We start from the raw sequence: 22,946 nt of genomic DNA, 5'->3' as shown, positions 1-22,946 counted from the left end.
TTATCCTTCATGGATGGCTTTGGTAACGAGACAGGCTTCAATGCCTTCCGGCCCGTCCTCCGCGCCATGACCAGACCATTTGACTCCGCCAAATGGCGCGTCAGACCCGCCGATCATCGCGGTATTGATCCCCACCATCCCCGCTTCGATCGCGCGCGCGACCCGACGTTGGCGGGCGGCGTCGCTGGTCCAGGCATAGGCGGCAAGGCCGTAGGGCAGGCGGTTTGCTTCAGCAATCATCGCAACTTCGTCGGGGAAGCTATTGATAAGAGCCACTGGCCCGAACGGCTCCTCGTTCAGGATCGCCGCAGTCAGCGGTGTGCCAGACAGGACCGTGGGCGCATAGAAATAGCCCGTATTGCCGATCCGCGCGCCGCCGGTCTCAAGGCACGCACCCTTCTCAACCGCGTCACCGATCAGCCGGTCCATTGCGTCAAGCCGCCGGGCGTTGGCCATAGGCCCCATGATGCTGCCATCGGCCAGACCATCACCAACGACGATCTTCTCCGCCTGCTCGACAAAGCCTGTGAGGAAGCGATCGTAAACCCCTGATTCCACAATGAAACGGGTTGGTGACACACAGACCTGCCCGGCATTGCGATATTTGCCTGCAACCACCGTATCAAGTGCACGGTCAAGATCGGCATCGTTGAAGATCAATACCGGGCCATGGCCGCCCAGTTCCATCGTCGTGCGCTTGCAATCGTCCGCCGCCAGCTTGGCCAGATGCTTGCCTACGCTGGTCGATCCGGTGAAGCTCATTTTGCGAATGATCGGCGATGATAGCAAATGGCGCGACACTTCGTCCGGCACGCCAAACACGGCCTGTGCGACATCGCCGGGAAGGCCAGCGTCAAGCAAACATTGCAATATCCCCAGCGCGGACGCCGGCGTTTCCTCCGCTGCCTTCAATATCACCGAGCATCCCGCCGCGATGGGCGCGCCCAGCTTGCGTCCGGGATTGCCGATCGGGAAATTCCACGGAGCAAAAGCGGCGACCGGGCCGACCGGCTCCTTCGTCACGGTCGATCGCTGACCTGCCGGACGCACCAGTGCGCGACCGTAAAGGCGAAAAGTTTCACCCGCATAGAAATTGAACAGGCCGACGTTCATCATCACTTCGATGCGCGCTTCGGCCAGCGTCTTACCTTGTTCCAGTGTTGCAGTCCGAGCGAGCTGTTCCTGCCGCTCGACCATCAGCCTTGCCGCACCCTGCAACACCGCGGAGCGCTCCTGTGGCGTGGAGTCACGCCAGCGCAGGAAGCCGCGTTGAGCAGCTGCCAAGGCAGCGTCCAGATCCTCCACGTTGGCAAGCGGCAAATCGGCGAGCACACCGCCTGTGGCGGGATTGACGACGCTGTGCGTACGCCGACCCCCGCCACTGACGCGCTGGCCATCGATCATCAAATATAGCTCTGGATAGGTCATGGAGATTAGACTTTCACAGCGCTACGGGCGGTGCGTTCGCGGTCGATATCGCCTTGCCAGCGTTCCGCCACAATCTCCCGCCCGGTCACGGGATGCCTCATGTGGAAAGGGACGACCTTGTGCGTCGGCCACAGCCAGGCATCCTCGATCAGCGCATCGGGACCGGTCGGGTCGGCAGGATAGACTTCCTTGGGGAAAGGGACATATTCCGGCTTTGTATTGGCCCAGCCGGTTTCAAAATCGGCGTGCCATTGGGGCAGATAATTCAGGACCGCGATCCGCCAGATGCCATCCACCTTGCGATACGTATTTTCATATATGCCGCCTTCCCACCATTGGCGCGGCCCCAGCATTGGATTACTTGGGTCACAATGATCCTTGTGCCGCCCGGCCTGCATCATCGACCGGGCACGGGCATGGGCGGTGACGCCATCCTCGGCTATGTCGACAATATCCTGCAATTGCGGATGATCGAGCAGGAAGCCGTCGATCGGTCCGTTCGTGCCATGCGTAAAGCGCTTCTGGAACCGCTCTACATAAAGGCGGCGTATCCCTTCCTTGCCGCGCCAGATGCCCCCGAAGAAGCGCACTTCTCCGTCGTCGGTGAACAGGTCGACCGTCTCGTTATACAGACATTTATCGATCAGATAGCCGTACAGATATTGGAGCTTGCGCACGTCCAGTTCATCTTCCCGCCGTTGCAGGCGGCTGGAGAGGCTGGCGACACTTTGTTCGAGTTTTGCGATACGATCCACATCAGACATTCGACTCTCCATTTTGTATGTGATACTTACAGAAACCAAGGCTTCAGATTGTCTGCGCGGCGATCCTTTCTACCTCTTCGCGATAGGGCCGGATGGCGCGCACCATGCAGAGCGTAGCAATCGGCAAAAGCACGCTGGCGGTCATCACCAGCGCCTTCCACAATTGGGTCGGATCACCGACCAGATTGTCCTGGACCAACCCCACCAGGAAGCTGCCCATCGCGCCGAAAAAGGTAAACATGAACAAATAGATGGCCGTCACCTGACCGCGCATGGCGTTAGGGGCAACGCGCTGGATCGCGGCGTTTTGAGGTACGGCCCCCGCCATGCCGAAAACCGCGCCTAAACTCGAAACAGCCAGCGAGGCATAGCCATTGGGCATCAGTGGCGCGAGAATGGCGCAGACGGTCACACACCCAAAAAAGATGGCGGCGGCCCGCACATTGGCGTCGGCATGACGCTTGGCGAGCCATTCGACGAATATTCCGCCCAGCAGCAAACCCAGTAGCGAGGCGACCAAGGTCATCGATCCCATGACCGCACCGATCTGCGCTTCATTCCAGCCATAGGTGCGGATCATGAACGGCACCCGCCAGAATTGCAGCCCGAACACCTCGATCGCGCTGAGCGCAAGACCCGCGAATAGCGGATAATAAACTCGGCGCTTGGCATGGATCGCCTTGGCTGCATCCAGCCCGGTAAATGTCAGAATACGGCGGCCAAGCGGTGCGTGGGCCGGCGGCATGATGCTGCCGAGGGGTGCAGCCTGACGTGATGGTTCCCTAATTGTGAGGAAGAGCAGCGCGACCAGCAACGCAGGCAGGCCCAGCCAGATCATCAACCATTGCCAGCCCAATATGGTAAAGCCGCCATGGACCGTTGGCGCCCATCCCGCCGCCACCCCAATCAGCATTCCGCCGATGATTGGTCCCAGCGTGGTACCGCCGATAAAGCCGAATTGTAGCAACGCAAATGCGCGGGTCAGGATGCGCGGCGGGAATGCGTCGGCCAGTAGCGAATAGGATGCGGGCGCGTGCGCCGATCCGCCGGCCGCCAGGAACACGCGCGTGCCGACAAATTGGGTGAAGCTCTGCGCTACGCCGCCCAGCGCGGTAATGACGCCGATGGCCGCGACCCCGCCCGCCAACACGAATTTGCGTGGAAAAATATCGGCCAGGCGAGCAAGCGGGATGCCAACGAATAGATAACAGACAATGCTCGCCGGTCCCGCCAAAAAGCCGAGTTGCGAATCGGACAGGCCGAAATCCGCCTTTATCCGTTCGGCCAGCATGGCGAACACGACCTGTTCGAAGAATGTCACGAACGTCGCCAGGATGATGACGAACAAGGCCCAATAGGCCGCCGTCATGGAATAGGCAGATGCGACGGCCTGCGTGACCGGGCGCGCATGGTCTTCGCATCGATTCTCGGTCGCGATCGGCGCAGGTGCCAGGGCCACAAGCCTTCTCCTCTTTCCGCCTGCCCCTGTACCGGGCTGATTTTTTCGGCTTGGAGAATTTGTAAGTGAAGTATACGAATATGGCGAGAGTAAAAATTCACGACCGTTAGAAATATAGGTGATGGAGAGAGCGATGCTGAACTTTGAAGGGCGAACCGCCTTTGTAACCGGGGGGGGCAACGGCATCGGGCTGGGACTGGCCCGCGCATTGTTGGCGCGCGGCGCCAAGGTCGCGATCGCCGATATTCGCGAGGATGCCATCCATACCGCGCTCAAGACGCTTGATAATCAGCATGTCATCGGCATTCCGCTTGACGTCGCATCGCGCAGCGGTTTTGCCGACGCGGCGGATGAGGCGGAGCGGGCGCTGGGTCCGATCAGCCTGTTGTTCAACAATGCCGGGATCAACCTGTTCCAGACGATCGACGAATCCAGTTTTGATGATTGGGACTGGGTGATGGGCGTCAATCTCCACGGCGTCATTAACGGTGTCATGACCTTCGTCCCGCGGATGAAAGCGGCCGGGCTGGGCGGTTATGTCGTCAACACGGCCTCCATGGCGAGTTTCCTGTGCGGCGGTGCTCCAGGCATCTATAACACGACGAAATTCGCGGTGCGGGGGATGAGCGAATCGCTCCGCTATAGCCTCGCCCCGCACGATATTGGCGTGTCCTTGCTTTGCCCTGGCCTGGTGAAAAGCCACATCTATGCCAGCGACGAAGTTCGTCCAGCGACATTGAGCGAAAACGCCAAGCCCGTCGACGGCAATGCCGTAGCCCGTTTGGCCCAGATCCACGAATTCGGCATGGAGCCGGACGTGATCGCCGCGCGCACATTGGAGGCGATGCAGGAGAACCGCTTTCACATCTTCCCGCATCCGGAATTTCAGGATGAATTGCGGGTGGTGTTCGACGAAATTCTGGCCGATTTCCGTCCCTATCCGGCAGATGCCGGCCACGACCAGCGCGTCGGGTTCGAACAGATGCGGCGGGAAAGCTATGCCAAGGCCAGAAAGGCCGCGCGCGAGCGGGCTTAGGCTAAACGGCGAACAGATCGCCCTGTCGCGGGCGCGCGGGCGGTTTCGCGGTCTGGCGAGGGGTACCGACCAGCACCCGCGCTCGCCCCGTAAGCGTGTAGACGGCCTGCCGCTGCGCCCCGCGATTGAGATGGTCGACGCGATAGCCCTGATAGTGGCGCTTGAGCAATCCGGCCTTGACCAGTTCAGACGCCGCTCGGCTCAGGTTCGTCTTGCCTGACGCGCGGACGCGCGTGCGCACTTCATCCTGCACCAGCGCTTCATCAACCGCCATGTCCCCGGTCAATCGATCGTCCTTGCGCAACTCCTCTCGCACCCGTTCGACCAGCGCCATGCGCCGGGGATCGCGATGCCCCATCGGGATCAGCGCGTCGCACAACCAGTCGCGCAGCGGCACAAGCGCCTGGCCCGTCCGTACCATCGGGCCAGCGCTGCCGTCAGGCCTTGCTACGTCCGCGATCAGGGTCAGCAGCATGAAGGCATAACGGGGACGGGAGCAGCAATGTGACAATTGGTCAAGCAGCAGGGACAAATCACTGCCGACGGGAATGCGGGATGGGACGGGCGCATGAAACATAAGGTGAATCAAGCATAGTCCGATTGGCTTGTGAATCCCTTATTTCCAACGAGTCGCACTTTGTCGCTCGTGACACTTTGCCACCCGGTAAAGTGTCACGGCTGAGCCTTTACCGGCGAATGGCGAGACGCAGTCTGGCGTCAGCGACATGAAAACAGCATGCTATGGGCGGAGTTCGGATATGGATGGGCGAAACGACCAGGCCGCGCTGACCTACCAGTGGGGAGCGATAAACAGCTATTCCGACACTGAGCCGAACATAGGCGCGGATGATATGTGATTTAACATAATCTTTGTTATCGGACTTTATCTGGCGATGATCTGGCCGGAGCTATGCCGATCGACCGATCATACCAAAGGCTGGTTGCCCTGTGTGGGCTCCATGATACATCCGTTCGTCGGCGGTCGGTTTTTGCTGTGGTGGAAATTGCTTCAATCACCGTTCACATTCGGATTGCCATAGCAACGAGAGTGCACGGTAATGAGGCATAGCGAAGGGATGAGTGGAAGCATGACGATGGCACGGAGTTTGACTGGACTGACAATCGCTGTGGTCGCGATGGCTGCCACGCCCGCGCTGGCCCAAGCCGGCGACGCAGCCAAGGGCAAGATTGTGTTCGCGCGCTGCGCACTATGCCATGATGTCAAGCCGGGACCCAAGAAGATGGGACCCAATCTGGCTGGCCTGTTTGGCCGCACGTCCGGCACGATGGCGGGCTTTGCCTATTCGCCCGCGATGCAGAAGGCAAAGATCCGCTGGGACGCCAAGACACTCGATACGTTCCTGACCAAGCCCAGCGCCCTGGTGCCGGGTAACCGCATGGCCTTTGCCGGCGTCCCCAAGGCAGATGACCGCGCCAATCTGATCGCCTATCTTAAAGCGGAAACGAAATAGGCGTCATGCCTTCATGTCGATGGTGGCGATCAACCCGCCATCATCGGCATTGCGCAACCGTACCGACGCTTCGAAGCTCATGGCCAGCGATCGGGCTATGGTGAGGCCGATGCCGGTGCCGGTGCGTCCGCCGGGCTGACCGGTTGCACCGCGCGTAAACGGTTCGAACATCTGGTCGAGCCGGTCGGCGGGAATGCCCGGTCCCCGGTCGCGGATATGGATCAGGACACGGCTCCCTGCCCGCGCGCAGCTGATGTCGGCGCTGCCGCCATAGCGTACCGCATTGTCGACCAGATTGGCGATGCAGCGGATAAGCGCGTTGGGCTTGACGCGGACGGTACCGCCGCAGCCGGTCAGGAACCGCACCGGCGCGCCCAGTTCTTCCGCATCCTCGGCCATGCTGGCAAGCAGTGAGTCGATGTCGAGGACCGACCACTCTTCCCTCGCTTCCGTGCTGCTGGCCAGGTCCAGCCCCTCCCGCACCAGTTGCTGCATGGCTTCATGATCAGCCAGCAGCCGGGCGCGCAATTCCGCATTTTCGACCAGTTCCAGCCGCAAACGCAGCCGGGTGAGCGGCGTCTGTATGTCGTGGCTGATCGCAGCCAACAGTTGCGTCCGTTCGGCAAAGCCCGCTCTTGCGCGCCGTTGCATGAGGTTGAAGGTGGAAAGCGCGGCGCGCACCTCCTCAGGCCCGCGTTCTGGAATTTCCTCCGGGTCGAGCGATACCGAAAAAGCCTCCGCTGCCTGTTCCAGTCGACGCAACGGTTTGGATACGAAGCGGGCGACGAATATCGCAAGACCGGCTGACGCGGCGACGATCACCAGCAAATAGAGCGGATTGAATATGGTGCTGGGCGGCTTGGCGAGGCGCGGAAAGCTGAGCGCCATTTCGCGCCGTTGCCCGGCATGGTCGGTAAAACGGACGATCCAGCAGTCTGGCCGCGGCGCATCTATCAGGCCGGCTGCCCGTTCCCAGCGATTTGTGTAACTGACAAAGCAGAGGCCCGTCGGCACCTGCCCGGCTTCGGGCTGCGATCGCGGACCAAGACGTTCGACAAGCGCCTCCTGCAACGCTGTATCCGGTTCGGCAAGCGCGACTCCGGGCGGTGCTGGCGCTGCGCCTCCTATGCTGTGGTCGGCCATCATCGCCTCGGTCCGCGCAGCATCCCGCTGCAAACGGTTGGCAATGTCCACGGCGCTGGCCACCACGCGCTGCCGCCGCACCCGCTCAAAATCGTGGCGGCGGGTCTGTTCCGCCACCAGCAGCGCAATGATCGCCGCGACCGTCATGCCCAGCGTCAGGATGACGAAAATCTGCCCGGCCATGGACCGGAAAAAGCTGCGAACCCGGCCGCCCAGCCGCGCTATCATGAATAATCCACCGCGCTGGCCAGCACATAGCCCTCGCCCCGCACTGTCAGGATCAGTTCGCTGCCGCCCGCAACACTGCTCAGCTTCTGTCGCAAGCGGCTGATCTGGAGATCGATGGAGCGGTCGAACGCGGCGGTGGCGCGCCGTTCGGGCAGCAAGGCTTCCCGTCCCAGCACGATATTGGGCTGCTCTATAAAGTGGCACAGCAGTCGATATTCCGCCGATGACAGCATGACCAGCCGATCATCTGGCGCAATCAGCCGTCGCTGGACCAGGTCAAGCCGCCACGGGCCGAAATGGGCGTAGCGCGCCGACCCTGCCCTGCTCTGCGCGCCATTGTCGCCACGGCCCCGGCGCAACAGGTTGCGGATGCGCACCAGCAGTTCGCGCGGCTCGAACGGTTTGGTCAGATAATCGTCGGCACCCAGTTCCAGCCCCAGCACCCGGTCGATCGCACTGCCCCGCGCGGTCACCATGATGATCTGCACATCCGATCCCTCCCCGCGCAATTCGCGGCACAGCGACAGACCGTCGCCGTCGGGCAGGTTGAGGTCGAGGACGATGAGGTCGACCGCATGATCGCGCAATGTCTGCCGCAATTCGCCCAGATTGGCAGCAGACAGCAGCCGGTAATTTTCCTGGGCCAGTTGCCCGACGATCAATTCCCTGATGTCCGCGTCATCGTCGACGACCAATATGGTTGCGGCACGAGTGGAGGCAGTGTCGGGCATCCCCCTTCCCTAGCGCGTTGCGGGGCGAAAGTCTGCCCGGCGGTCGTCGATGATACAGGGTGATACAAAGCGATACGCTGCGCCGCACACTGGGACAGACGGAAGCCAAATTTGGCTATGCCGGTGCTGGTAAAATAGCCAAGACACGATGGTCGGCTGCCCCCTCGCCGACACCATGCGGAGTCCTTGCGATGCCTGTCCGTCCAGCGGGACGGGCAATCAGCACCCTCGATCCGGCCGTCAGCGCGCTCCCCCCTCCCCCTGCGCGCCCGGAAGGCAAAAGCGGCGCGACAAGCGCATCGCAAGGCTCCGCCTGGTCAAGAAGGAAACCCAGCCGCCTATGTTTGCGCCATTGCCTGTACGATCCCTCTCCTTGCTGGCGCTTTGCCTGGCCATGACCGCCTGTGGCGACAAGCCGCCGCCGCAAAAGGGACCGATCGAAGTGGGCGTGGTGACGCTGACGACCCGCGATGTGACGGTGGCGAGCGAATTGCCTGGCCGCACCGTATCGACCATGATGTCGCAGGTCCGTCCGCAGGTAGCCGGCGTCATCCAGAAGCGGCTGTTTACCGAAGGATCGCTGGTGAGCGCGGGACAGCCCCTCTATGAGATCGACCAGCGGCTGTACCGGGCGTCCCGCGACGAGGCGATTGCCGCGCTGGCGAGCGCGCAGGCGAGTGCTGCTGCGGCGCAGGCGAAGGCACGGCGCTATGCCACCCTGTCGGACAATGAAGCCGTCAGCGCGCAGGAGCGCGACGACGTCAACGCAACCGCGCGGCAGGCGGCCGCCGCCGTTCAGCAGGCGCGCGCCTCCCTGGCGACCAGCAACGTCAATTTGCAATTCACGCTCGTCCGCGCGCCGATCAGTGGCCGGATTGGCCGAACATTGTTCACGCAGGGCGCACTGGTCACGGCCAGCCAGGCGGACCCGTTGACCACGATCCAGCAGCTTGACCCCATCTATGTCGACATCACCCAGTCGAGCGCCCAACTGTTGCAGTTGCGGCGGTCGCTGGCGGCGGGCAGGACGCTGCCAGCCAGCGCGACGATCCGGCTGAAACTGGACGATGGCAGCGACTATCCCCAGCCCGGGCAGATCGAATTTGCCGAACCGATCGTGGACGTCAACAGCGGCACCGTGACGCTGCGTGCGCGTTTTCCCAATCCCGACGGGCTGTTGCTGCCCGGCATGTTCGTGCGCGTCGTCGCGCCGCAGGCCGTCGTGCCCAACGCCATTCTGGCCCCGCAACAGGGGATCAGCCGCGACCCCAAGGGCAATGCGACGGCGCTGGTGGTGACGAAGGACAATAAGGTCGAACGGCGGACGGTCATGGCGGGACAGGCGATTGGCGATGCTTGGCTGATCACTGACGGGCTGAAGGCCGGCGACCGGCTGATCGTGGAGGGCACCGACAAGGTGAAACCCGATGACCAGGTGAAGCCCGTGACCATCGCGACCAAGAAGTAGGAACCCGGTCTTGCTCAGTCGCTTTTTCATCGAACGGCCGATTTTCGCCTGGGTCATAGCCATCGGCGTGATGATCGCGGGCATCGGGGCCATGCTGTCGCTGCCGATCGCCCAATATCCCGACATTGCGCCGCCGTCGGTCGGCGTCAACGCGACCTATCCCGGCGCGTCCGCCGAAACCGTTGAAACCAGCGTTACCCAGGTCATAGAACAACAGCTGACCGGCATCGACGGGCTGATGTATTTCTCCTCCTCATCCTCCTCGACCGGGCGTTCGTCGATCACGGTGACGTTCGTGAAGGGCACCAACCCGGACACGGCGCAGGTGCAGGTGCAGAACAAGGTGCAGCAGGCGCTCAGTCGCTTGCCCAACGCCGTGCAGCAGCAGGGATTGACGGTCACCAAGTCGCAGACCGACTTCCTGATGCTGGTTGGCCTTTATGATGAGACCAACCGGGCTTCGCAGTCCGACATTTCCGATTATCTGGTCAATCATTTCCAGGATTCGATCGCGCGGATCGACGGCGTGGGATCGTCCCAGATATTCGGATCGCAATATGCGATGCGGATCTGGCTCGACCCCTACAAGCTGGCCGCCGTCAAGCTGATGCCGTCCGACGTGCAGAGCGCGATCGCCGCGCAGAATGTCGAAGTGTCCGCCGGGCAGATCGGCGCTGATCCCGCCCCTGCCGGGCAACAGCTCAACGCGACGGTCACGGCGCGGGCGCGGCTGCAGACGCCCGAGCAGTTCCGCAACATCATCGTCAAGACGCAGAGCGACGGGTCCATCGTCCATCTGTCCGACGTCGCGCGGGTGGAACTGGGCAATGAAAGCTATACTACTGCGGCCCAACTGAACGGTCATCCAGCGTCGGGCATGGCGTTGCAGCTGGCGCCGGGGGCCGATGCGCTCAAGACCGCGGAACTGGTCAAGGCGCGGGTGGCGACGCTGTCGACCAACCTGCCCGACGGCTACAGGATCGTATTCCCGCGCGACACGACGCCCTTCATCAAATTGTCGGTCGAGGAAGTCGTCAAGACATTGATCGAGGCAGTGCTGCTGGTCGTCGTCGTGATGTTCCTGTTCCTGCAAAGCTGGCGCGCGACGCTGATCCCGACAATCGCGGTTCCTGTCGTGCTGCTCGGCACATTCGGCGTGCTGGCGCTGTTTGGCTATTCGATCAACACGCTGACCCTGTTCGGCATGGTGCTGTCGATCGGGTTGCTGGTCGACGACGCGATCGTCGTTGTCGAAAATGTCGAGCGCATCATGGAGGAGGAAGGCCTTTCGGCGCGCGAGGCGACGATCAAGTCGATGGAGGAGATTGGCAGCGCGCTGGTGGGCATTGCGCTCGTCCTGTCGGCCGTATTGTTGCCCATGGCCTTTTTCGGCGGATCGACGGGCGTAATCTATCGCCAGTTTTCGATCACGATCGTGTCGTCCATGCTGCTGTCGGTGCTGGTGGCGCTGATCCTGTCCCCGGCCTTGTGCGCCACGATCCTGAAACCCATTGCAGAGGAACGGCGGACACAGGGCTGGTCGGGCAAGTTCAATCGCTGGTTTGATAGACTCACCGATGGCTATGTTCGCCGTACGACGCGCATGCTGGGCAAGCGGACGCTTTTCTGGGGTGGTTATGTGATCATCCTGGCCATCCTAGTCCTGCTGTTCGTGCGGCTCCCAACCAGTTTTCTGCCGGTGGAGGATCAGGGGCAGGTGATGGTGCAAATGACCCTGCCCGCCGGTGCGAAATCCAGTCGGACCGCTCGCGCGGTGGAACAGATGCAGAATTATTTCCTCAGTGACGAGAAGGACAATATCTCCTTCGCCTTCGTCATGACCGGCTTCAGCTTTGCGGGCCAGGGCGAAAATACCGCGCAGGGCTTCATCAATCTGGCGCCGTGGGGCGATCGGCCGGGCGCCATAAACAGCGCCAATGCAATTGTCGGGCGGGCCAACAAGCAGCTTGCCGCCATCCGCGATGCGCGGGTGCTGGCGATGACGCCGCCTGCCATTCGCGGCCTTGGCCAGTCCAACGGCTTCACCTTTGAATTGCTCAATAGCGGCGGGCTGTCGCGCGCGCGCTTTCTGGAGTTGCGCGATCAGTTGCTGGCCGCTGCGCAGAAAGACCCGCAGCTTGCAGGCGTGCGCGCCGCCACGCTGGAAGATACGCCACAGCTCAAGGTCGATATCGATTCCGAAAAACTGGCCGTTCTGGGGCTGACCCAAAGCGATGTCGACAATGTGCTGACATCCGCCTGGGGCAGCCGCTACGTCAATGATTTCGTCGATCGCGGCAGGGTGAAGCGCGTTTATATGCAGGCCGATGCGCCCTATCGCGCGCTGCCGAGCGATCTCGACAAATGGATGGTGCGGTCGAACGCGACCGGCGAGATGGTTCCCTTCTCCGCCTTCGCCACCAGCCACTGGACGATGGGACCGACCACCGTTGCGCGTTTCAACGGTCAGTCCGCCTATGAAATTCAGGGACAGGCTGGCCCCGGCGCGAGTTCGGGCGAAGCGATGGACCGGATCGTCGAATTGCAGAAGCAACTGCCCGCCGGCACCAGCTATGCTTGGAGCGGCCTGTCCTACCAAGAGCAATTGTCGGGCGGGCAAGCGCCGTTGCTTTATGCGCTTTCCGTGCTCATCGTCTTTCTGTGCCTGGCCGCGCTGTATGAAAGCTGGTCGATCCCCTTTGCCGTACTGCTGGTCATTCCCCTGGGTCTGATAGGCGCAGTGGTTGCGGTGTGGGCGCGCGGGTTGGAGAATAATATCTATTTTCAGGTCGGGCTGCTGACCACCATGGGGCTGGCGGCGAAGAATGCGATCCTGATCGTCGAATTTGCCGAACTGGCGCATCGGCAGGGCAAGGACGCCCTGTCGTCGGCGCTGGAGGCGGCGCGGCTGCGGTTCCGGCCAATTCTGATGACCAGTCTGGCTTTCATCGCAGGGGTCGTCCCGCTCGCCGTCGCCACCGGCGCGGGCGCGCAGAGCCGTATCGCGATCGGCACGGCAGTGGTGGGCGGCATGGTGACGGCGACGGTGTTGGCGATTTTCTACGTGCCGCTCTTCTTCGTCACTATCGCCCGGCTGTTTGGCAATGACCGGCCGACCAAGCCTGATCCGGCCCCGCCCGCTGCCGGAGTGCCCGCATGAACCGTACCGCGCTTCCTTTGGTCGCTGGGTTGATGCTGGCAGCTTGTACCATGGCTCCGGCCTATAAGCGCCCTGCCCCGCCGATCCCGGCGATGCTCCCGACGGGTGAAGCCTATGCGCCTGCACAGGTTGGCGTGCAGCCAGGACTGGCCTGGGGGCAAGTCGTCAGCGATCCGGCGCTGCGCACCGTGATCGAACGGGCGCTCGCCAATAATCGCGACCTGCGCGCGGCGCTGGCCAACATAATGTCGGCGCGCGCCCAATATCGGGTACAGCGCGCGGCCCAACTGCCAACGCTGACGGGTGATGCGGGGGCGAATGTCACCCGGCACAATGACAGCTATAGCGCCGACATCGGCATCAGCGCCTTCGAAATCGACTTGTTCGGTCGGGTCCGCAGCTTGAGCGAAGCGGCGCTGGAAAATTATCTGGCCACGCAGGAGGGCGCCCGCGCCACGCGCATCGCCCTGATCGCGGAAACCGCCACGGCCTATGCAACGCTGGCTGCGGATCGGGAATTGCTGGACCTGTCCCGCCAAACGCTCGCCAATGCAGAGCGCAGCCTGAAGCTGACCCAGTCGCTCAACGGCGCGGGGCTGAGCGGCAAGCTGGATGTCTTTCAGGCGCAAACCATAGTGGAACAGGCCGCGTCGGACGTCGCCGTCAACGTGACGCAGGTAGCGCAGGACCGCAATGCGCTGGACCTGCTGGTCGGCGCCCCGATCGAGGAGGCGTTGCTGTCAAGCTCGCTCGATGGCTTGATCGCGGGGATCGCAAGAGTGCCCGCTGGTCTGTCGTCCGACATGCTGCTCCAGCGACCCGACATCTTGCAGGCCGAGCATCAGCTCAAGGCCGCCAATGCCAATATCGGCGCGGCCCGCGCGGCGATGTTTCCGAAAATCAGCCTCACCTCGGCGATCGGCATTGCCAGTTCGGCGCTCTCCTCGCTCTTTACCGGCGATGCCTTCACCTGGTCGGCCAGCCCGTCCGCCACCATGCCGATATTCGGCGGCCCCGCCCGCGGCAGTCTGGATTATAGCAAGGCACAGCGCGACCTGGCGCTGGCGCAATATGAGAAAGCGATCCAGACCGCCTTTCGCGAAGTCGCCGACGCGCTGGCGCGCGACGGCACGATCGACGCGCAACAGGCGGCTCAACGCCGTCTGGTCGCCGCCAGCCAACGGGCCTATGATCTGTCCGAACAGCGCTACCGGTCGGGAATCGACACATTCCTGAACACACTCGTCAACCAGCGATCGCTCTATAGCGCTCAGCGGACCGCAATCGCCACGGACCTTGCGCTTGCCAGCAACCGGCTGCGGCTATACAGGGTCATCGCCGCCGACCAGTAAAAGATAGCGCTATCATAATTCGGGTTGACCATGGTTTTTGCCCGGCCTAGTCCCTGGGAAACGAACTATATTTGACAAGGACCGTCGCCCGGTGCTGATCAGGCAGGCATTTCTGGGCTGTGTCGCAGCGCTGGCTTCCATATCGGCAATGCCTGCCATCGCCAAACCTGTGATCGACTGCCCGTTGCGCGATATGCCGTTTTCGACGGCAACGCCGCTGATCGACATATTGCGTAGCCCTGCGGCACGGAGCGTGGTGGACAAAGTCGTTCCCGGCCGGATCGATACATTGCCGCCTTTCTTTACCGGCACGACGCCGCCAAGCTTCTCTGCAATCCTGTCGCTTCGTGAAGCCGTCGGCATGCTCCAGATCAAGCCTGACAAGGTCGCCGCGATTGAGGCTGAGCTTAGGGCGCTGCCGTTGACCGATGCGGAAAAGGCGGCACGCTGCGCCCGATACGACAATGATGTGCCCACATTCGCGCTGCCCGCTGGCCGTCCGCGACTGTTGCTGTTTGAAAAGATCAACGGTTTTCGCGACGGACCGTCGGTTGATGCAGCGCGCAAGGCGTTGCTGGGCATGGCCAAGCGCATGGGCTGGTCGATGGTCGTCACCGACAAGGGTGGCGCATTCAATCCCGGCACGCTGCGCACATTTGACGCTGTCATCTGGAACAATGTCAGCGGCGACGTGCTGACATTGTCGCAGCGCAAGGCGCTCCAGGCCTATCTGGCGCGCGGTGGCGGCTTTGTGGGCATGCATGGCACGGCGGGCGACCCGGTGTATTTCTGGGACTGGTATGCGGACAGGCTGATCGGCGCGCGGTTCAAGGGGCATCCATCCAATCCGCAATTTCAGGAGGCGCGCATTGCGGTGAACAAGGCGCATCCTCTGGCAAGCGCGCTGCCCGCCGAATGGCGGATGACCGACGAATGGTATTCTTTCGGTACCAACCCGCGCGCGGCTGGCGCCGATGTGCTGCTGACCCTGGATGAGAGCAGCTATAAGCTGGCGGATGGTTTGCGGATGGGCGATCACCCGCTGGCCTGGACAAACTGCATCGGCAAAGGCCGTATTTTCTATTCGGCCATTGGCCATTTGCCCGAAAGTTACAGCCAGGCGCAGCATGTCAGCCTGCTCGAAAGCGCCATCGGCTGGGCCGCCAATCGCAACGCACCATGCAGGGCCAAGGGGTAGGCCAGCCGGGCAAAAACGCAACAGATGACATCATGCCTCCGCCCGAAATGGCGGCAAAGGGTGGCCACCGGTCCTATTGGATGATAGGAGCGGCGCAAGGCAGATAGTGACATGACATCCTCACCCACCCGTCCCGGCATATACGCACGCGGGACCGAAACGGTCGACCAGATCCTCAAAGCAGCGCTGGCGGTATTGATCGACGAAGGGGCGGACGCCTTCACCTTGCGCCGAATCGCCGCGCGCTGTGATATGAAGGTCGGCAATGTCAGCTATCATTTCCCGCGCAAGGAAATGCTGATCCAGGTGATGCTGGACGAACTGGTCGATTCCTATGGCGCGATGATGGACCAGATGGTGCGCAAGCCGGGCCTGACGGTCGAAGAACGGCTACGGCGCGTCATCATCCTGTGCCTGGATTATATACAGAGCAAGCGCACCACCCATTTATTCACCGAATTATGGGCATTGGCCAATCATAGCGATTTCGTCGCCGATCGGGTGCGCGCCTTTTACGAACGGGTGCATCGCGCCATCGGCGAATATGTCGCTGAGCTCAACCCGGACCTGACCGCCGACGAAGTGCATAGCGTCGCCCTGTTCATCAGCGCGTCGATGGAAGGATCCACCCCGTTTCTGGGCTATGGCAAACCATGGGCGCACAAAATGCCGGCCTTTACCGCGCTTGCCGCGACGTCGTTGATCCAGCTGGCCAAAACGGTGACATCGCGGGATCTTGAAGGGTTGATGACAGAGGCCGCCTAGAGCGAACAAACCGGCCAAATGGGCACCATATTGCTGCATTGCAAAATATATTTCCGTTCCGCCCCCGAAACCCCTTGACCAATACCGGACAGCTGTCCAATCTTTGCGCAGACGCCGGCGTACAGACCCGATGAGTCAGCCCCGCCGTCCGCACGATCAAGGGGGATCACGCCAGATGCCGAGGACCGCCGCCAGGGGATTGTTCGCTGCTGCCGCATGGGGATGGGCACTGCTCGCCGGCCCGACGCAGGCCGCGCCCGCCGATACCGGCGCGGCGCTGGAAATGGAAACGTCTGACGTCCTGAGTATCACTCCGCCCAAACCAACTTGGTTCTTTGTGGATGGCGGTTGGGACATGCCGGGCACCAGCATCTTCGACGGCGAAACCGGCAAGATGAAGGGCATGGTTGAAACCCGCCGCCTAGCCGATTTCGCGATCGATCCGGCGGGGAAATATTATTATGTCGCCGAAACCATCTGGTCGAAGGGCGATCGCGGCACGCGGCAGGACATGGTTTCTGTCTATGACAGCCAGACATTGAACCTGATCACCGAAGTCCCGCTGCCGGGCCGCATATTGATTGGCGCGCGGAAGAATAATTTCATCGTCAGCGACGATGGCAAGACCGCCTATGTCTATGATTTCAGTCCCGTGTCCGGGGTGAATATCGTCGATCTGGTCAAGCGTAAGTTCGTAACCGCCGTGGAACTGCCCGGTTGCGCCAGCATGATGCCCAATCCGGGGGTTGGCTTTTCCGCCCTTTGCTCGGACGGATCGCTGGCAACGGTCGCGATCAAGGGGACCAAGGCGAACATCACCCATAGCGCGCCCTTCTTTTCGGCGACCGACGACCCGATCTTCGACAATTTCACCTATGACAAGCATAAGAAGGAAACGACCTTCCTGACCTATACCGGCCAGATTTATCAGGCCAAGCTGGGTCCGACGCCGACCATTTCTGCGCCCTTCTCGATCCAGGCGGCCGCTGGCATCCGTCCGGGCGAAACCAAGCCGCTGGAGCTGAACTGGTATCCGGGCGGTCGCCAGCCCATGGCGCTGCATCGACCGTCCGGCCATCTGTTCGTGCTGATGCATATGGGCGAATATTGGTCGCACAAGGCGTCCGGCACCGAAGTGTGGGAGGTCGATCTGGCCACGCAAAAGGTCGTCAAGCGGCGCACGCTCAAGGAACCGATGAACAATATCGAGGTGTCGCAGACCGACAAGCCGATGCTGTTCATGAATGGGGAAGGCGGCAACGCCATTGTCGTCGACGTCGCGACGGGTGAAGAAAAGCACAGGATAGAAAGAGCCGGGGGCAGCACCATCACGGTTGCGGACCCGTCCTGACAATGGCGCTGGGGCTGGCAATCATGGGACTGGCCGCATCGGTAGGCGTTGGACTCATCCTGCTGATCGCGGGCTTTGAAAAGCTGCGCCATCGCATCCTGTTGCCCGGCGTGATCGCCAATTACCGCCTACTCCCCAACGGCCTGGTGGCACCCGCCGCGACAATCCTGCCGATCGCCGAAATATTGATTGGCGCGGCACTGATCGCGGGCGGATGGCCGCTGCCGGTGCTGCTGGCGATCCTGCTGTTGATGTTGTTCGGGGGGGCGATGGCGATCAATATCCGGCGTGGCCGGACCCATATCGATTGCGGCTGTGGCAGACCGCAGCTGCGCCATCCGATCGGCTGGTCGCTGGTTGGCCGCAACGCCGTGCTGGCGACACTGTTGGTTCCGCGACTATGGGACGCGCCACCGCTCGGCGCGATGGACATCGCCACGGCCATGGTCGGCGGTGTCGCACTCTATCTGGCCTATCTACTCTGCAATTCCATCGGCGCGCTCCTCGCGTTGCCCGCCGCCCACCGGAGATAAGCAATCATGATGACATCGCTCATTGTCTCGCAAATATTGTCGTGGATCATGATCCTTGGCTTTGGCGTGGCGCTGCTCGCGATCGCGCGTCAGGTCGGCGTGCTGCACATTCGCGTTGCGCCTGCCGGTGCATTGACGACCGGCGGTGGCCCGGCGGTGGGCGACGCCACGGTCAAGGTCGATGCGCGCTTGCTGGACGGCGGCCCGGTAACGATCGGCGGGCACGCCCCTGACATACCGCTGCGCCTGCTGATGTTCGTGTCCGCGCAATGCCCGCTGTGCAAATCAATCATTCCGATGGCGAAATCCTTTGCCCGCGACGAGCGTGTCGCGCTCAGTTTCGTCGGTGACGATGATGCCGCGGCCCAGCGCGCGATGATCGCGCAGCACGGGCTGGAGGCTTATCCATTCGTGAATGGCCCTGAAGTGGGACAGGCCTTCGGCGTCGCGAAGTTGCCCTATGCGGTGTTGATCGACGCGGAGGGGACGATCCTGTCCAAAGGACTGGTCAACAGCCGCGAACATCTCGAAAGTCTGATCGTGGCCCATGAGATGGGGATCAAGACCGTGCAGGATTATATCGGATCGTTAAAGGCGCAGGCTGCCTGAGCGGCATATAGGGGGTCAGTGAGATGAAGAAATTTGACGCCGACGCCATGGGGGAACGCCTGTTGCGCAAGCTGGCGGGCGGCACGTCGCGCCGTTCCATGTTGTCGCGACTGGGGGCGGCGTTGGTGGCGGCGCCCGCCTTTCCTCTGTTGCCGGTCAGTCGCGCCGAAGCAGCCAAGCCAGACCGGTCACCGGAAGGCAAGACCGGTTTCGCGCGCAACGCCCAGACGAAAGACGACACCAAGTGCGACTATTGGCGCTATTGCGCCATCGACGGAGCGCTGTGCACATGCTGCGGCGGCGGCATCCACAGTTGCCCGCCGGGGGCCGAGCCTTCGCCCGTGTCCTGGGTAGGCACCTGCATCAACCCGGACGACGGCAAGGCCTATCTCATCGCCTATCGCGACTGTTGCGGCAAACCGGCCTGCGGGCAGTGCGGTTGCGACAATACCGACCGCGAAACCCAACTCTATGTGCCGCAACTCAACAATGACGTGATCTGGTGCTTCGGTACGACCAGCATGGAGTATCATTGTTCGACCGCGGTGCTGGTAGGATCCGCCAGCTAGGATCGGGCGGCGATGCGCAGGCTTGTTCTTGGTTCGCTGTTCCTGATCGGCGCGGTCGGTATTGGCCGCGCCGCGCTGCCGCCATTGGGTCCGCTGCCCGCCGCAATTACCGATCCTGACCTTGCGCGGTCCGACTATGCCGAACATTGCGGTGGCTGTCATGGCATTCAGGGCAGCGCTGCACCCGCGCTATTGCCCGAATTGCGCGGGCGGGTTGGCTGGTTCATGTGTACGCCCCAGTCGCGGGCCTATCTTATCCGCCTGCCCAATATCGCGCACAGCCGGATCAAGGACAATCAACAGCTTGCCGATCTGGTCAATTACATGGTCTTTGGCCTGGGCGGGGCCAGCGTGCCAAAGGGCGCCAAGCCTTTCACGGCGCAAGAGGTGGCACACGAACGCCAGTTCGCGCTGACATCCGTTTCGCTGAAGGCGGAGCGCACCCGCTATGTCGAGGTGGCAATCCGCCAGTGCGGCGCGCCGGCCGCCATGCGACGGCTCTATCCGGGGCAGGAATAAAAGGATTTCATAACTGAATTGGTAATAATAATGCCGCCGGATCGTTGGTCCGGCGGCATTATCAAGTCAGTAGCAGGCGCTCAGAATTTCTGGCCGAAGCGGATGCCGAAAAATTGCGGCTTGATGGTGAAGGTACGCGACGACCCGGAACAGAAGTCGATCGAACAGAAGGTATTTTTGGTCAGCTGACCGCGCTTGTCGAAGGCGTTCTGGATGAACAGCGTCACGCTCCAACTGTCCTTCTTGATGCCGCCGGAAAAGTCGAAGCTGACAAAGCCCTTTGTGTTGCCGAGCAGCGCATTATTATCGACGTTCAGATCCTGGGTCGCTCCGGTCTGGTAGAGCGCCGCGCCCTGCACATAGGCGCTATAGTCGCCCATATAGGTGTCGTAGCGGATGGATGTCGTGCCCTTGAACTTGGGCTGGCGTGGCAGGCGGGTGCCATTGGCAGCAGCGACCTGCGGCGTTGGTGGGCTGGATTCGGGCACATCCTGACCTAGCGTACAGCTCGATAGTTGGGAGATGGTCGATGTATCTTTGTCCAGCGCGAAGTTGCAGAAATTGCCCTTGAGCTTACCGTCATTATAGGCACCGGAGGTCGAGATCGTCACCTTGCCCAGCTTCAGGTCGGCATCATATTCGATACCCTTGACCACCGCCTTGCCCGCATTGCCGGTCATGCCCGCACCCTGCGCACCCGACACCACGACACCATATTGGATATTATTCCATTTCTCATAATAGACCGCTGCATTGAAGCGGAAGATGTTGTTCCAGGTCGTTTTGACGCCGAGTTCGAAATTGGTGAGCGTTTCGGACTTGAACGGAGCGACATCGACCGGGCCGAAGTTGCGGATGCGCAGTGGACGATTGAAACCGCCGGGGCGGAAGCCGGTGGAATAATTGAAATAGACCATCTTGTTGGGCTGGAACTGCCAGTCGAGCGCGACCTTGTGCGTTTCGCCATCTTCCTTATAGCGCCCGGTCTGGTCGGTCGCGCGGAAATTGGTGTTGAGGCATTGCAGCCGCTCGGCTGGGAGCGGAGTCGGGCAACCCATTTCCCCGGTCGGGACAAAGACCGACGTGACCGTATTCGCCGCAGACCCTGCGACACCGGCAAAGCCCTTGACCGCATAATCGGTCCAGAAATAACGAATGCCGCCGGTCAGTTTCAGTGTCGGCGTGATATTATAATGGCCTTCGGCGAAGATCGCCTTGTCATGATAAAGCTGGTTCTGCTCGACAGCGTAGAAGCCATCGCCCTTTACCGCCTGTGTCCCCAGCAGCATCGTGCCAAGCGGATTGCCGTTGGGGTTGATAACCGTGTCGGTGAAGTAAGGTACGCTATCATCCGCGGTGTCGGGTATTCCATCCTGATCATAATCGATCGCGAACATCGCCGGTACGCCGATCAGGCCACCTGCCACATCGCCGCCGCCGGTCTGGGTATAGCCCGTGATCGTATCCAGCCCGCGAATGGCATAATAGGTGTTCGTCTTATTTTTCTGCCGCTGATAGAAACCGCCGATCGTCACGTCGAACGGCCAATCCTTGGGCGTCGAAAGGCGTAATTCCTGGGTAAATTTGTTGCGGTGTGTATCGGCATGATAATATTGCGTCGGGTCGATCAGCGAACATTGCTGTGATGCGCCCGACCCGGTGCAATTATCGAAAAATTGCAAATAGCTTTCGTAGCCCGGCCCGAAACCGTCATAAGTGACTGTATAATAAGTATAATCGTTGAGAGTTCGCGTCCTACGTTTGAAATAGCCGGTAGCCGAAACAATGTCCCAGTCGCCGATATGACCATGGATGCTGAGCGCCGCCTGATACCAGCGATCGTCATTCCTGGTCTTGTCATAATCATGCACTTCCAGATCGCCGACACGCGGATCGAAGCCGAAATAGCCGTTGGCGACCTGCTTTTGCGCGGTGATTTCCGGCGCGACCGACCATCCATCCACCGGCTCCCACAGCAATTGGACGCGACCGCCAAATTCCTTGATACTATTATAGTCATCCTTGGCGATGTCGGAATTGTCGAGATTGAAGAAGGTCGCCGGGTTTTCGTCCCCCAGCGTATAAACGGCCGGATCGCCATTGTTGAGCAGACCGTTATTGGGCCTATTGTCGATATAGCCACCATCACGCCGGTAATAGCCCATGGCGCGGACCGCCAATGTGTCGCTTAACGGCACGTTGATGTAGGATTCCAGTTGGCCGCCAAAGTCACCCTTGCCATATTTATTGGCCTCGACATCGTAGCCGAACTCGAACTTGTCCATATTGGGCTTGTTGGTGATGATGCGGATGGTGCCGGCCAGCGATCCCGCGCCATAAAGCGTGCCCTGCGGCCCGGCCAGCGCTTCTACGCGCTCCAGATCATAGGCATGGATGTCGGGCACTTCCGTGCCCGTGATTGGAATGTCGTTCAGATAATAGCCGACCGAGGCATAGGCGCCGCCCGCTGGCACGATGCCGCGGAAAAAGGCGGTGTTGCGGCCTGGCCCGATCCCCTCGAACGATACGGATGGCAACAGCGTGGCGAAATCGCTCAAGCCCTTGACCTGCCGCTCCGCCAGCGTTTCAGCACCCAGCGCCTGCATGGAAATCGGCACTTTCTGGATGCTCTGCGCACTGCGGGTCGCCGTGACGACGATTTCAGTGAGGCCACCGCCCGCTTCATCGGCAGGTGATGTCATGGCTGGATCAGCGGCTTGGTCAGCAACGGCACTGGCCGCGCGCGCCATACCTGTAGCGCCCAGCCCGGCCAATATGGTGGTCACGCCCAATATCTTCACAAGTTGCGACCGGCGACGAGACGGAATTTTCATAGTGTTGGACTCCCCCTTTAAAAGATGCCCTCCACTCTCCCAAAATCGCGGTTATCCCGCGCGATTATGACGCATTGCAGCGTATTTTCAGCTAGCGTGTCACAACCCGAATTTCGCAAGGGCAAAACAGCCCCACGACCGGAAACGGCGCACGCCTCCAGACCTGCCGAACGACGGCATGGCATCACAATTTACCTGTATACCCCTTGGACTTTCGCTATTTCGTACGCTTGTCCAAGTTTGATAATGCTGTAACGATGGCAGGAGTCAACAGCCTAATTTTACTGTTCCCGCCCTTCGGTCGCTCCTGTTGTTGCGCAACTGCAA

The 22,946-nt window shown here is 61.2% G+C and carries 19 protein-coding genes; 12 read left to right on the top strand and 7 right to left on the bottom strand.

Translation table 11 applies throughout. From position 1 onward, the window contains the following. The 3 genes from SX1_RS06420 to SX1_RS06410 are packed head-to-tail and all read right to left on the bottom strand — an operon-like array spanning position 1 to position 3,651. Positions 1-1,428 carry an NAD-dependent succinate-semialdehyde dehydrogenase gene (locus tag SX1_RS06420; protein ID WP_019052339.1) on the bottom strand — a complete coding sequence of 476 codons (1,428 nt, stop codon included), beginning with the start codon at positions 1,426-1,428 and terminating at the stop codon, positions 1-3. Between the two features lie 5 nt (positions 1,429-1,433). Continuing rightward, the gene (locus SX1_RS06415) at positions 1,434-2,192 is read right to left on the bottom strand and encodes a nuclear transport factor 2 family protein (RefSeq protein WP_019052338.1); all 759 of its coding nucleotides are present in this window, start codon (positions 2,190-2,192) and stop codon (positions 1,434-1,436) included. Positions 2,193-2,235: 43 nt separating this feature from the next. After that, positions 2,236-3,651, bottom strand: a complete 1,416-nt coding sequence (locus SX1_RS06410) for an MFS transporter (RefSeq protein WP_019052337.1) — start codon at positions 3,649-3,651, stop codon at positions 2,236-2,238. 133 nt (positions 3,652-3,784) lie between these two features. Here SX1_RS06410 and SX1_RS06405 point away from each other — a divergent pair, with 133 nt between their 5' ends. Beyond that, positions 3,785-4,687, top strand: coding sequence for an SDR family NAD(P)-dependent oxidoreductase (locus SX1_RS06405; protein WP_017183420.1), 903 nt, complete (start codon positions 3,785-3,787; stop codon positions 4,685-4,687). 1 nt (position 4,688) lies between these two features. Here the strand turns inward: SX1_RS06405 and SX1_RS06400 are convergent, their stop codons facing one another. Further along, positions 4,689-5,264, bottom strand: a complete 576-nt coding sequence (locus SX1_RS06400; RefSeq protein WP_019052336.1) for a hypothetical protein — start codon at positions 5,262-5,264, stop codon at positions 4,689-4,691. A 511-nt stretch (positions 5,265-5,775) separates the two neighbouring features. On the opposite strand from SX1_RS06400, the gene SX1_RS06390 reads away from it, so the two are divergent. Further along, positions 5,776-6,159 (top strand): c-type cytochrome, encoded by a 384-nt coding sequence (locus tag SX1_RS06390; RefSeq protein ID WP_017183417.1) that lies wholly within the window; start codon positions 5,776-5,778, stop codon positions 6,157-6,159. A gap of 3 nt (positions 6,160-6,162) precedes the next feature. On the opposite strand, the gene SX1_RS06385 is transcribed toward SX1_RS06390, so the two are convergent. Further along, complete coding sequence (locus SX1_RS06385) at positions 6,163-7,530, bottom strand: ATP-binding protein (RefSeq protein ID WP_017183416.1); 1,368 nt, start codon at positions 7,528-7,530, stop codon at positions 6,163-6,165. Next, positions 7,527-8,261, bottom strand: coding sequence for a response regulator transcription factor (locus SX1_RS06380; RefSeq protein ID WP_017183415.1), 735 nt, complete (start codon positions 8,259-8,261; stop codon positions 7,527-7,529). The genes SX1_RS06385 and SX1_RS06380 overlap by 4 nt, the downstream gene beginning before the upstream one ends. A 340-nt stretch (positions 8,262-8,601) precedes the next feature. Between SX1_RS06380 and SX1_RS06375 the strand changes: the two genes are divergently transcribed. From SX1_RS06375 to SX1_RS06330, 10 genes are all read left to right on the top strand, one after another. After that, the gene (locus tag SX1_RS06375; protein ID WP_017183414.1) at positions 8,602-9,729 is read left to right on the top strand and encodes an efflux RND transporter periplasmic adaptor subunit; all 1,128 of its coding nucleotides are present in this window, start codon (positions 8,602-8,604) and stop codon (positions 9,727-9,729) included. A gap of 10 nt (positions 9,730-9,739) precedes the next feature. After that, positions 9,740-12,889, top strand: coding sequence for an efflux RND transporter permease subunit (locus tag SX1_RS06370; protein WP_017183413.1), 3,150 nt, complete (start codon positions 9,740-9,742; stop codon positions 12,887-12,889). Beyond that, on the top strand, positions 12,886-14,241 hold the full coding sequence (locus SX1_RS06365) for an efflux transporter outer membrane subunit (RefSeq protein WP_026002433.1): 1,356 nt from the start codon (positions 12,886-12,888) through the stop codon (positions 14,239-14,241). Before SX1_RS06370 ends, SX1_RS06365 begins: the two co-directional genes overlap by 4 nt. A 91-nt stretch (positions 14,242-14,332) precedes the next feature. Next, on the top strand, positions 14,333-15,439 hold the full coding sequence (locus SX1_RS06360) for a ThuA domain-containing protein (protein WP_017183411.1): 1,107 nt from the start codon (positions 14,333-14,335) through the stop codon (positions 15,437-15,439). A 111-nt stretch (positions 15,440-15,550) separates the two neighbouring features. Further along, positions 15,551-16,204, top strand: coding sequence for a TetR/AcrR family transcriptional regulator (locus SX1_RS06355; RefSeq protein ID WP_017183410.1), 654 nt, complete (start codon positions 15,551-15,553; stop codon positions 16,202-16,204). 175 nt (positions 16,205-16,379) lie between these two features. Then, entirely contained in the window at positions 16,380-17,555 is a 1,176-nt protein-coding gene (locus SX1_RS06350; RefSeq protein WP_026002432.1) for an amine dehydrogenase large subunit, read from the top strand. Between the two features lie 2 nt (positions 17,556-17,557). Then, the gene (locus tag SX1_RS06345) at positions 17,558-18,088 is read left to right on the top strand and encodes a MauE/DoxX family redox-associated membrane protein (RefSeq protein WP_017183408.1); all 531 of its coding nucleotides are present in this window, start codon (positions 17,558-17,560) and stop codon (positions 18,086-18,088) included. A gap of 6 nt (positions 18,089-18,094) precedes the next feature. Further along, on the top strand, positions 18,095-18,697 hold the full coding sequence (locus tag SX1_RS06340; protein ID WP_017183407.1) for a thioredoxin domain-containing protein: 603 nt from the start codon (positions 18,095-18,097) through the stop codon (positions 18,695-18,697). Between the two features lie 23 nt (positions 18,698-18,720). Next, positions 18,721-19,266, top strand: a complete 546-nt coding sequence (locus SX1_RS06335; protein ID WP_019052330.1) for a methylamine dehydrogenase light chain — start codon at positions 18,721-18,723, stop codon at positions 19,264-19,266. Between the two features lie 12 nt (positions 19,267-19,278). After that, a complete protein-coding gene (locus SX1_RS06330) occupies positions 19,279-19,785 on the top strand; it encodes a cytochrome c family protein (RefSeq protein WP_017183405.1) in 507 nt (168 codons plus the stop codon). Positions 19,786-19,865: 80 nt separating this feature from the next. On the opposite strand, the gene SX1_RS06325 is transcribed toward SX1_RS06330, so the two are convergent. After that, the gene (locus tag SX1_RS06325; protein ID WP_026002431.1) at positions 19,866-22,619 is read right to left on the bottom strand and encodes a TonB-dependent receptor; all 2,754 of its coding nucleotides are present in this window, start codon (positions 22,617-22,619) and stop codon (positions 19,866-19,868) included. Positions 22,620-22,946: the final 327 nt, after the last annotated feature.

Origin of the sequence: Sphingobium xenophagum NBRC 107872 (assembly GCF_000367345.1) — a bacterium.
GTDB lineage: Bacteria > Pseudomonadota > Alphaproteobacteria > Sphingomonadales > Sphingomonadaceae > Sphingobium > Sphingobium xenophagum.
Note: the sequence above shows the minus strand (reverse complement) of the source record. Positions and strands in the feature narration are given on the sequence as shown.

What these genes read in the sequence shown, in the direction of transcription:
- SX1_RS06380 (WP_017183415.1), bottom strand. Translation starts at nt 8,261, where the DNA reads ATGCCCGACACTGCCTCCACTCGTGCCGCAACCATATTGGTCGTCGAC.
- SX1_RS06345 (WP_017183408.1), top strand. Translation starts at nt 17,558, where the DNA reads ATGGCGCTGGGGCTGGCAATCATGGGACTGGCCGCATCGGTAGGCGTT.
- SX1_RS06330 (WP_017183405.1), top strand. Translation starts at nt 19,279, where the DNA reads ATGCGCAGGCTTGTTCTTGGTTCGCTGTTCCTGATCGGCGCGGTCGGT.
- SX1_RS06405 (WP_017183420.1), top strand. Translation starts at nt 3,785, where the DNA reads ATGCTGAACTTTGAAGGGCGAACCGCCTTTGTAACCGGGGGGGGCAAC.
- SX1_RS06325 (WP_026002431.1), bottom strand. Translation starts at nt 22,619, where the DNA reads ATGAAAATTCCGTCTCGTCGCCGGTCGCAACTTGTGAAGATATTGGGC.
- SX1_RS06420 (WP_019052339.1), bottom strand. Translation starts at nt 1,428, where the DNA reads ATGACCTATCCAGAGCTATATTTGATGATCGATGGCCAGCGCGTCAGT.
- SX1_RS06350 (WP_026002432.1), top strand. Translation starts at nt 16,380, where the DNA reads ATGCCGAGGACCGCCGCCAGGGGATTGTTCGCTGCTGCCGCATGGGGA.
- SX1_RS06355 (WP_017183410.1), top strand. Translation starts at nt 15,551, where the DNA reads ATGACATCCTCACCCACCCGTCCCGGCATATACGCACGCGGGACCGAA.
- SX1_RS06400 (WP_019052336.1), bottom strand. Translation starts at nt 5,264, where the DNA reads ATGTTTCATGCGCCCGTCCCATCCCGCATTCCCGTCGGCAGTGATTTG.
- SX1_RS06415 (WP_019052338.1), bottom strand. Translation starts at nt 2,192, where the DNA reads ATGTCTGATGTGGATCGTATCGCAAAACTCGAACAAAGTGTCGCCAGC.
- SX1_RS06335 (WP_019052330.1), top strand. Translation starts at nt 18,721, where the DNA reads ATGAAGAAATTTGACGCCGACGCCATGGGGGAACGCCTGTTGCGCAAG.
- SX1_RS06390 (WP_017183417.1), top strand. Translation starts at nt 5,776, where the DNA reads ATGACGATGGCACGGAGTTTGACTGGACTGACAATCGCTGTGGTCGCG.
- SX1_RS06365 (WP_026002433.1), top strand. Translation starts at nt 12,886, where the DNA reads ATGAACCGTACCGCGCTTCCTTTGGTCGCTGGGTTGATGCTGGCAGCT.
- SX1_RS06385 (WP_017183416.1), bottom strand. Translation starts at nt 7,530, where the DNA reads ATGATAGCGCGGCTGGGCGGCCGGGTTCGCAGCTTTTTCCGGTCCATG.
- SX1_RS06340 (WP_017183407.1), top strand. Translation starts at nt 18,095, where the DNA reads ATGATGACATCGCTCATTGTCTCGCAAATATTGTCGTGGATCATGATC.
- SX1_RS06375 (WP_017183414.1), top strand. Translation starts at nt 8,602, where the DNA reads ATGTTTGCGCCATTGCCTGTACGATCCCTCTCCTTGCTGGCGCTTTGC.